The organism is Propioniciclava tarda (assembly GCF_900182665.1).
Taxonomy (GTDB): domain Bacteria; phylum Actinomycetota; class Actinomycetes; order Propionibacteriales; family Propionibacteriaceae; genus Propioniciclava; species Propioniciclava tarda.
The window spans coordinates 97841-106756 of record NZ_FXTL01000010.1; the positions used below are offsets into that span (position 1 = coordinate 97841).

The window sequence follows — 8916 nt, forward strand, 5'->3', positions numbered from 1 at the left end:
CCGGCAGACAGCGAAGCACCCGGCAGACAGCGCAGAAGGAGTCCGATCCATGTCGACACACGTAACCCTTCCCGCCCTCGGCGAAAGCGTCACCGAAGGCACGATCTCGCGCTGGCTGAAGCAGGTCGGCGACCGGGTGGAGGCGGACGAGGCGATCGTCGAGGTCTCCACCGACAAGGTCGACACCGAGCTGCCGGCGCCCGTCGCCGGGGTGCTCTTGGAGATTTTGGTCGCCGAGGACGATGTCGCCCAGGTCGGCGCCGTCCTGGCCATCATCGGCGAGGAGGGCGAGTCCACCGCGGGTGGCGCAGCCCCGGCCGCCGCCGACACCGTCGCCAACCCGGCCGTCCCGTCCACCGAACAGCCCGCGCCCGTGGCGGCCCCGGCCGTCGAAGAGGCCGAGGCTCAGCCGCGTCGCGCGGCCGCTTCCGCACCCGCCCAGGGCGTGGAGGTCACACTGCCCGCGCTCGGTGAGTCGGTCACCGAGGGCACCATCTCGCGCTGGCTGAAGCAGGTCGGCGACCATGTCGAGGCCGACGAGGCCATCGTCGAGGTCTCCACCGACAAGGTCGACACCGAGATCCCGTCCCCCGCCGCCGGCACGTTGCTCGAGATCCGCGTCGCCGAAGACGAGACCGCCGCCGTCGGCAGCGTCCTCGCGATCATCGGGGACGCCGCAGGTGCAGCCCAGGCCGCCCCCGCCGCGTCCGCTCCCCCCGTCGCCGAGGCCCCTGCGCCTGCCCCCGTGGCCTCGCCCGAGCCCGTCGCGGCTGCGCCGGTCGCGGCTCCCCCGGCCGCTGTCCCGAAGCCCAAGGCGCCAGCCACGGGCATCGACGTGCCGCTACCGGCGCTGGGCGAGTCGGTCACCGAGGGCACCATCTCGCGGTGGATCAAGCAGGTCGGCGACGAAGTCGACATCGACGAGCCGATCGTCGAGGTCTCCACCGACAAGGTGGACACCGAGATCCTCGCGCCCACGTCCGGCGTCCTGCTGGAGATCCGCGTCCCCGAGGATGGCGTCGCCAAGGTCGGCGAGGTGCTCGCGGTGATCGGCGAGGCCGGCGCCGCGGAGTACGAGGCCGAGGCCCCCGACGAGGACGACGTCCAGACCGCCGAGGCCGTCGGCCAGCCGGTCCCGGCCGCGCCGGCTGCGGCGCCCGCCGCCGTCCTTGCTCCCGCGCCCTCGGCACCCACGCCGGCGCCCGTCCCGGCCGGCCCCGCCGGGTACGTGACCCCGTTGGTCCGAAAGCTGGCGGCTGACAAGGGCGTCGATCTCGCCTCGGTCAAGGGCAGTGGCGTCGGCGGACGCATCCGCAAGGAGGACGTCCTCGCCGCCGCGTCCGGCGCCGCCCCCGCGGCAGCGGCACCTGCGGCAGCCGCTCCCGCCCCCGTGGCAGCCGCCCCGCTCGCGGCACCGGCCGCTCCGGCTGCAACGGTCGCCCCCGCTGCTGCCGCCCCGGCTCCTGCCGCCCCGGCGGCTGCAGCGAAGCCGGCCGCAGCGGCGGCCGCACCCGCGGCGTCCGTTCGCGGAACGACCGAGAAGATGAGCCGCCTCCGCGCGACCGTCGCCAAGCGGATGAAGGAGTCGCTCGCCGTCTCCGCGCAGCTCACGGCCACCGTCGAGGTCGACCTCACGACCATCTCGCAGCTGCGCAACAAGGCCAAGGACGCCTTCAAGGCGCGCGAGGGCGCAGGGCTGTCGTACCTGCCGTTCATCGCGAAAGCGGCGATCGAGGGGCTGAAGCAGTTCCCGAAGGTCAACGCCACCATCGACGAGGACGCCGGGATCATCACCTACGCCTCGACCCAGGACCTGGGCGTGGCGGTAGACACCGAGAAGGGCCTGCTCGTCCCGGTCATCAAGGACGCGGGCGACCTCAACGTCACCGGCCTCGCCAAGAAGATCGCCGACCTGGCCGCCAGGACGCGCGCCAGCAAGGTCAACCCGGACGAGCTGTCCGGCGGCACGTTCACGATCACGAACTACGGCTCGGCCGGCACCCTCATGGACACGCCGATCATCAACCAGCCGCAGGTCGCGATCCTGGGCACGGGTGCGTTGGTGAAGCGTCCGGTCGTGATCTCCGATCCGGCCATGGGCGACATCATCGCGGTGCGCGACATGATGTACCTCAACCTCACCTACGACCACCGCCTGGTCGACGGTGCCGACGCGGCCCGCTACCTCAGCTTCGTCAAGGCCCGCCTCGAGGAGGGCGACTTCGGAGCGGAGTTCGGGCTCTGACCAGTCACGACGCACCGCAGCCCGGGATCACCTTTCGTGTTCTCGGGCTGCGGTCCGTTCCGGCGGAGTTGGCCGACTACGAGCCGACGTGGGCGCTGCAGCGCGAGGTCCATGCGCGAGTGGCGTCCGGTGAGATCGGTCCGCAGGTGCTGTTCGTCCAGCACGCGCCGGTCTACACCGCCGGACGCCGCACCGCCGCCGAGCAGCGTCCGGTCGACGGGACGCCGGTCGTCGAGGTCGACCGCGGCGGGCTGATCACCTACCACGGTCCGGGCCAGCTGGTCGGCTATCCGATCCTGCCGCTGCCCGACCGGGTCGGTCCCCTGGCCTACGTCCGGCGTCTCGAAGAGGCCATCATCCGCACCCTGCGCGGCTACGGCGTCGAGTCCGGACGCGTCGAGGGCCGGACCGGAGTCTGGCTCGATCCCGACGCCGGACGCCCCGAGCGCAAGATCGCCGCCATCGGCGTCCGGGTCAGTCGGCGGACGACGCTGCACGGCTTCGCCCTGAACGTCACCGCGGCCAGCCTGGGCCCGTTCGCGAGCATCATCCCTTGTGGCATCGCGGACGCCGGCGTCACGTGCATCGAGCACGAGGTCATGGGCACCCCCCCGACCCTGGTCGAGACCATGGACGCCATCACCCCACACCTCGCCGAGCTGCTCACCTGGGAGCCCTACGAGACGTCCGGATTCAGCCGCTGAGGCGTCCGGGCCGACCGCAGGTACGATGCAGGCGTGACCCAGACCCAGCCGCGCCGCCTCCTGAGAATCGAAGCGAAGAACGCCCAGACGCCCATCGAGAAGAAGCCCGCCTGGATCAAGACGCGCGCCGTCATGGGGCCCGAGTACCGCGAGTTGCACAGCTTGGTGAAGTCCGAGGGCCTGCACACCGTGTGCCAGGAGGCCGGCTGCCCCAACATCTTCGAGTGCTGGGAGGACCGCGAGGCGACCTTCCTCATCGGCGGGGACGCCTGCACGCGCCGGTGTGACTTCTGCCAGATCGAGTCGGCCAAGCCGACGGTCTACGACACCGAGGAGCCGGCGCGCGTGGCGGCGTCCGTCAAGACCATGGGCCTGCGCTACGCGACGGTCACCGGCGTCTGCCGCGACGACCTCGACGACCTGGGCGCCTGGCTGTACGCCGAGACCATCCGGCAGATCCACGAGGTCAACCCCGGCGTCGGCGTCGAGATGCTCGCCCCCGACTTCTCCGGACGCCCCGAGCTGCTGGCTCAGCTGTTCGAGACGCGTCCGGAGGTGTTCGCGCACAACGTCGAGACGGTGCCGCGGCTGTTCCGCGAGATCCGTCCGGGCTTCGACTACGAGCGCTCGCTGGGTGTCATGACCGCGGCCCGAAACGACGGCCTGGTGACGAAGTCGAACCTGATTCTGGGCATGGGCGAGACGCGCGAGGAGGTCTCCGGCGCGCTGCGCGACCTGCACGACGCCGGCTGCGACCTGATCACCATCACCCAGTACCTGCGGCCGACCGTCCACCTGCGTCCGATCGACCGCTGGGTGACGCCCGAGGAGTTCGCCGACCTTGAAGCCGAGGCGAAGGCATTAGGCTATGCGGGCGTGCTCAGCGGGCCGCTCGTACGCTCGTCGTACCGGGCGGGCCGCCTGTACCGGCAGGCCATCGAAGCCCGTCGCACGCACTGACCGACACAGTAGAACGAGATAGCCATGGCGAAGAGCGAGAAGGCGAAAGCCCTAGAAGCGCAGCAGAAGGCCGCGCTGAAGGCCGAGAAGCTGCGCAAGAAGACCAGCGACAATCCCGCCGACTGGGGACGCTGGCGCCAGTACAAAGAGGTCTACAAGCGCACGGCCGAGGTCGACCCGAAGCTCAACCTGTACCTGGGCCTGGCCGCGCTGGCCGGCATCGTCATCGCCGTCTTGCTCGGCATCCTCCTGCAGGCGCACTGGGCGGTCATCGCCGTCCTGGCGATCCTGATGGCGCTGCTCGGACTGCTGCTCGTCCTCACGCGCCGCGCCAAGGCTGGCACCATCGCTCGCTACCAAGGCCAGGCGGGGTCCGCCGAGGTTGCGATGTCGATGCTCAACAACAAGAAGTACACCTACACCTCAGCGATCGCCTTCACGCGCGACATGGACATGGTCCACCGCGTCATCGGCCCCTCCGGCGTCGTGCTCATCGGTGAGGGCCAGCCGGCCCGCGTCCGGACGCTGCTCGGCCAGGAGCAGAAGCGGCACCAGCAGGTCTTGTTCGGCATCCCCGTCCAGACGATGGTGATGGGCGACGGCACCGGACAGGTCAAGCTCGCCGACCTGCAGAAGACCATCGAGAAGTTGCCCAAGGCCATCCAGCCCGCGCAGCAGACCGCCGCGCAGACCAAGCTCAAGAGCTTGGACGCCGTCCGGCCGAAGGCTCCCCTGCCGAAGGGGCCGCTGCCGGCGGCCAAGGGCATGAACCGCGCGATGCGCGGCCGTTAGTTGGCCGCGATCGTCTCTGCCGAACACGTATCGATCGCGTTCGGCACCCGCATCCTTCTCGATGACGTCTCCCTCGGGCTCTCCGCGGGGGACGTCATCGGCGTGGTGGGCCGCAACGGCGACGGCAAGACCACGCTGCTGTCGCTGTTGACCGGACGCCTGACGCCCGACTCCGGCTCGATCGTGGCGGCGTCCGGTGCCTCGATCGGCTTCCTGTCCCAGACCGACGACTTCGCGCCGGAGGCGTCCGTGCGTGACGTCATCGTCGACGGCGAAGCCGACCACGTCTGGGCGGCGAACGCCGTCAGCCGCGGGATCGTCGAGCACCTGCTGGCCGACATTTCCTTGGACGCCGACGTCGCGGCCTTGTCCGGCGGCGAGCGGCGCAGGGTCGGCCTCGTGGCCCTGATGCTCGGCGGCCACGACCTGATCGTCTTGGACGAGCCCACGAACCACCTCGACGTCGAGGCGGTCGCGTGGCTCGCCGCGCACCTCAACGACCTGCAGTCCACGGGCACCGCGATGCTGATCGTCTCGCACGACCGCTGGTTCCTGGACGCCGTCTGCACGCGCATCTGGGAGGTCCACGACGCCGTCGTGGACGCCTACGACGGCGGCTACGCGGCCTACGTCCTGGCCCGGGCGGAGCGGTCGCGGCAGGCCGCGGCCAACGAGGCCCGCCGCCAAAACCTGGCCCGAAAGGAGCTCGCCTGGCTCCGCCGCGGCGCCCCGGCCCGCACCTCGAAGCCGCGGTTCCGCATCGAGGCGGCGAACGCCCTCATCGCCGACGTGCCGGACCCCCGCGACAAGCTCGCGCTCAAGCAGTTCTCGGTGACCCGCCTCGGCAAGGACGTCTTCGACGCCGAGCACGTCGACCTCACGCTGCCGAACGGACGCGTCCTGCTGAAGGACCTCACCTGGTCCATCGGCCCCGGCGACCGGATCGGGCTGGTCGGCGTCAACGGCGCCGGCAAGTCAACGCTGCTGCGCCTGCTGGCCCACGAGCAGAAGCCGACCCACGGACGCGTCAAGCAGGGCAAGACGCTGCGGCTAGCGCACCTGTCGCAGGCCGTCACCGAGCTGGACGACTCCGAGCGCGTCCTCGACTCGGTGAACCGGCTCAAGCGCGAGACGAAGCTGGCGACCGGCGAGGAGGCGTCCGCAGCCCAGCTCCTCGAAGACTTCGGCTTTGTCGGCGACCGGCTCGTGACCCGCATCGGGGAACTCTCCGGCGGTGAACGCCGACGCCTGCAGTTCCTGCGCCTGCTCATGCACGAGCCGAACGTGCTGCTGCTGGACGAGCCCACCAACGACCTCGACATCGACACCCTCACCGTCGTCGAGGACTACCTGGACACCTGGCCCGGCACCCTGCTCGTGGTGAGCCACGACCGCTACTTTCTCGAGCGCGTCTGCGACGTCGTCTACGCGCTCATGGGCGACGGCACCTGCGTGCTGCTGCCCGGCGGCATCGATGCCTACCTCGACCACCGGCGCGCCGTCGGCGAGCTGGCCCGACAGGCGGCCAAGGCCGCGCCGTCGGCGTCCAAGACGGCCAGCCAGTCCGCGGAGCAGCGGCAGGCGAAGAAGGACGCCGCGCGCCTGGAATCCCAGCTGGGCAAGCTCAACCAGCGCATCCAGAAGGTGCACCACGACATGGCCTCGGCGGCGTCCGACTACGGACGCCTCGCCGCCCTGCAGGCCAGCCTGACCGGGCTCGAAGACGAGCGTGACGAGCTCGAGCTCGCCTGGCTGGAAGCCGCCGAGCTCGCCGAAGGCTGAGCTGCGCCGACGGCGTCCGGGCTAGGCCTCGCGCTCCTCGGGACGGACGGACACAGCCTCCACGATCGGACGCAGGCCCAGCCACCACTGCTTCTTCGGACGCCGGAACGTCGGATCCATCTCGGCCATCATGTGCGCCATCGGCCGCGCCTGGAGCGTCGACTCGACGATGCCCAGGTAGTAGCCCTCCGTGCCACCGGACGCGAACTCGTCGTCGATTCGGTTCAACGCTCGGGACGCCAGCCGCGTCGCCAGCAGCCGATCGAACGGCGACGGGGCGCCGCCCTGCTGCTGATGGCCGACCACGGTCTGCCGGACGTCGTAGCGGTGGCAGCTCTCCTGCTCGAAGATCCGGGTGACGACGTCGGTGGTGTAGAGCGGGTTGGCGTTCTCGTTGCGGACGACCAGCGCCAGCTTGCGTCCGGTGGCGAACGAGCGGGCGAGCCAGTCCGTGTCGGCGTTGAGCCGAGCGAGCGTGATGCCGTCCTCGTGCAGGTAGACGCGCTCGGCGCCTCCCGCCAGGCCGCTCATCAGGGCCAGGTAGCCGCAGTAGCGGCCCATCGTCTCGACCACGAAGCAGCGGTTCACGGCCTCAGCCGACATCTTGACCCGGTCGATCACGTCGACCAGCGCCTGCAGGGCCGTGTCGGCGCCGACCGCGAGCTCGCTGCCGGGCAAGTTGTTGTCGATGCTCGCCGGGACGCACACAATCGGGATGCGGAAGGCCGGGTAGCGGTCCCGCTCGCTGTAGAGCAGCTGCGCCGCGCGGTACGCGTTCCACCCGCCGGCGACGATCAGGGCGTCGACCTGCTGATCCTCGAGCGCGCGGCTGATCCGGTAGAGGTCGGACACCTCGGGGACATCGCGACGAAGGCCAAGCCGGGCACCGGCCTCCCCCGTCCAGCCCTCCACGTCGGACCAGCCCAGCTGGACGACGTGGCCGTCGCGGAGCCCCGTGAAGCCGCCCTGGACGCCCAGCATGGTGTGCCCTCGCGCGATCCCGAGCCGCACCGCGACCTTCGCGATCGTGTTCATGCCTGGCGCCAGGCCGCCGGCGTGGATGAGGGCGACGCGCTTGCTGGTCGCATCGGCATGCACCCGACCCGGCTCGGCCAGTTCGCCGAAGATGCCGAACATCTCGACGAAGGACGCCCCGCGCGCGGCCATGGCGGCGTCGTAGTCGCCAGCCTCGATGAACGCCGGCACCTCGCGCGTGCGCCGCACGGCCTCCATGAGCGGGAGCCGAGCCACCCGGTTGCCCTTGAAGCCGATCACCGGGCCGTCGGATTCGTGATCGCCCAGCACCTCCAGGGCGGCCTCGTGACCGAGCAGGGTCGAGCACCACCGGTCGAACGCGCTGGGCGTCCCGCCGCGCTGGACGTGGCCCAGGATCGTGACCCGGGTGTCCTCGTGCAGACGCTCCTCGATGACCTGCTTCACGTAGTCGGCCGAGATGGGGCGTCCGGAGCGGTCAGTCGCACCCTCGGCGACGATGACGATCGAGTCGCGGCGTCCGGCCTCGCGACCGCGCGCCAGCTCGGCGCACATCCGCTCCTCCCAGCCGTCCGCCGGCGGGTTCTCGGGGACGAGCACGTAGTCACAGCCACCGGCGACCGCTGCCATCAGCGCCAGATAGCCGCAGTGCCGACCCATCACCTCGACGACGAAGCTGCGCTGGTGGGACGCCGCCGTCGACGCCAGCGCGTCGATAGCGTCCACGATGCGCCGCAGGGCGGAGTCGGCCCCGATCGTCATATCGGTGCCGACCAGGTCGTTGTCGATCGAGCCGACGAGTCCGGCGAAACGCAGGTCCGGGTGGGCGGCCGCCTGGTCGTCCGTGATCTCACCGGACGCCGCCAGCTCGGACACCAGCTCCGGCCATTCGGCGCTGAAGGCGTTCAGCCCGGACAGTGACCCGTCGCCGCCGATGACGACCAGGCGGTCGATGCCCCTCTCGACCAGGTTGCGGGCCGCGCGGAGGCGTCCGGCGCGTTCGCGAAAGTCCATGCTGCGGAAGGTGCCGATGACCGTGCCACCCAGATGCAGGATGCTGCCGACGTCCGACCAGTCGAGGCGGCGGATGCCGTCGCCGCCGTCGATCATGCCCTGGTAGCCCTCGTAGATCGCGAAGACCTCGGCGCCGTGGCTGAGGGCCGTGCGGACTACCGCCCGGACGGCGGCGTTCATGCCCTGAGCGTCCCCGCCGCTGGTGAGGACGCCGAGGCGCTTTCCGGTTCCGATCAGGTTCGTCGTCACAACGTCCGAGTCCACGTCAGCCTCCTCGTCAACACCACGAACCATCTTGGCCGATGACGCGGGCGCCTGGGGCGGATCACGGCTAGGAGCCTGCTGAACAATCCGTCCGCGAGTCCGCCGCGTTGATCGGTTCTGGGCTGGAATTGTTGGGTTGTGCAGGGTGAGTCGAGTCCGCAG

General features: G+C 70.7%; 6 protein-coding genes. 5 read left to right on the top strand and 1 reads right to left on the bottom strand.

The features are described from left to right. Positions 1-49 precede the first annotated feature (49 nt). The 5 genes from FN821_RS09030 to FN821_RS09050 all read left to right on the top strand — a co-directional run bounded on the left by FN821_RS09030 (position 50) and on the right by FN821_RS09050 (position 6483). Complete coding sequence (locus FN821_RS09030) at positions 50-2245, top strand: 2-oxo acid dehydrogenase subunit E2 (RefSeq protein WP_131172202.1); 2196 nt, start codon at positions 50-52, stop codon at positions 2243-2245. Between the two features lie 68 nt (positions 2246-2313). Beyond that, a complete protein-coding gene (gene lipB, locus FN821_RS09035) occupies positions 2314-2949 on the top strand; it encodes a lipoyl(octanoyl) transferase LipB (RefSeq protein ID WP_241660174.1) in 636 nt (211 codons plus the stop codon). A 33-nt stretch (positions 2950-2982) separates the two neighbouring features. Further along, positions 2983-3909 (top strand): lipoyl synthase, encoded by a 927-nt coding sequence (lipA, locus tag FN821_RS09040; RefSeq protein ID WP_131172200.1) that lies wholly within the window; start codon positions 2983-2985, stop codon positions 3907-3909. A 24-nt stretch (positions 3910-3933) separates the two neighbouring features. Continuing rightward, on the top strand, positions 3934-4701 hold the full coding sequence (locus tag FN821_RS09045) for a DUF4191 domain-containing protein (protein WP_131172199.1): 768 nt from the start codon (positions 3934-3936) through the stop codon (positions 4699-4701). Next, entirely contained in the window at positions 4702-6483 is a 1782-nt protein-coding gene (locus FN821_RS09050) for an ABC-F family ATP-binding cassette domain-containing protein (RefSeq protein WP_131172198.1), read from the top strand. It abuts the gene before it with no gap. A 21-nt stretch (positions 6484-6504) separates the two neighbouring features. Here the strand turns inward: FN821_RS09050 and FN821_RS09055 are convergent, their stop codons facing one another. Beyond that, positions 6505-8784 carry a 6-phosphofructokinase gene (locus FN821_RS09055; RefSeq protein ID WP_131172197.1) on the bottom strand — a complete coding sequence of 760 codons (2280 nt, stop codon included), beginning with the start codon at positions 8782-8784 and terminating at the stop codon, positions 6505-6507. Positions 8785-8916 lie beyond the last annotated feature (132 nt).

What these genes read in the sequence shown, in the direction of transcription:
- FN821_RS09030 (WP_131172202.1), top strand. Translation starts at nt 50, where the DNA reads ATGTCGACACACGTAACCCTTCCCGCCCTCGGCGAAAGCGTCACCGAA.
- FN821_RS09055 (WP_131172197.1), bottom strand. Translation starts at nt 8,784, where the DNA reads ATGGTTCGTGGTGTTGACGAGGAGGCTGACGTGGACTCGGACGTTGTG.
- FN821_RS09045 (WP_131172199.1), top strand. Translation starts at nt 3,934, where the DNA reads ATGGCGAAGAGCGAGAAGGCGAAAGCCCTAGAAGCGCAGCAGAAGGCC.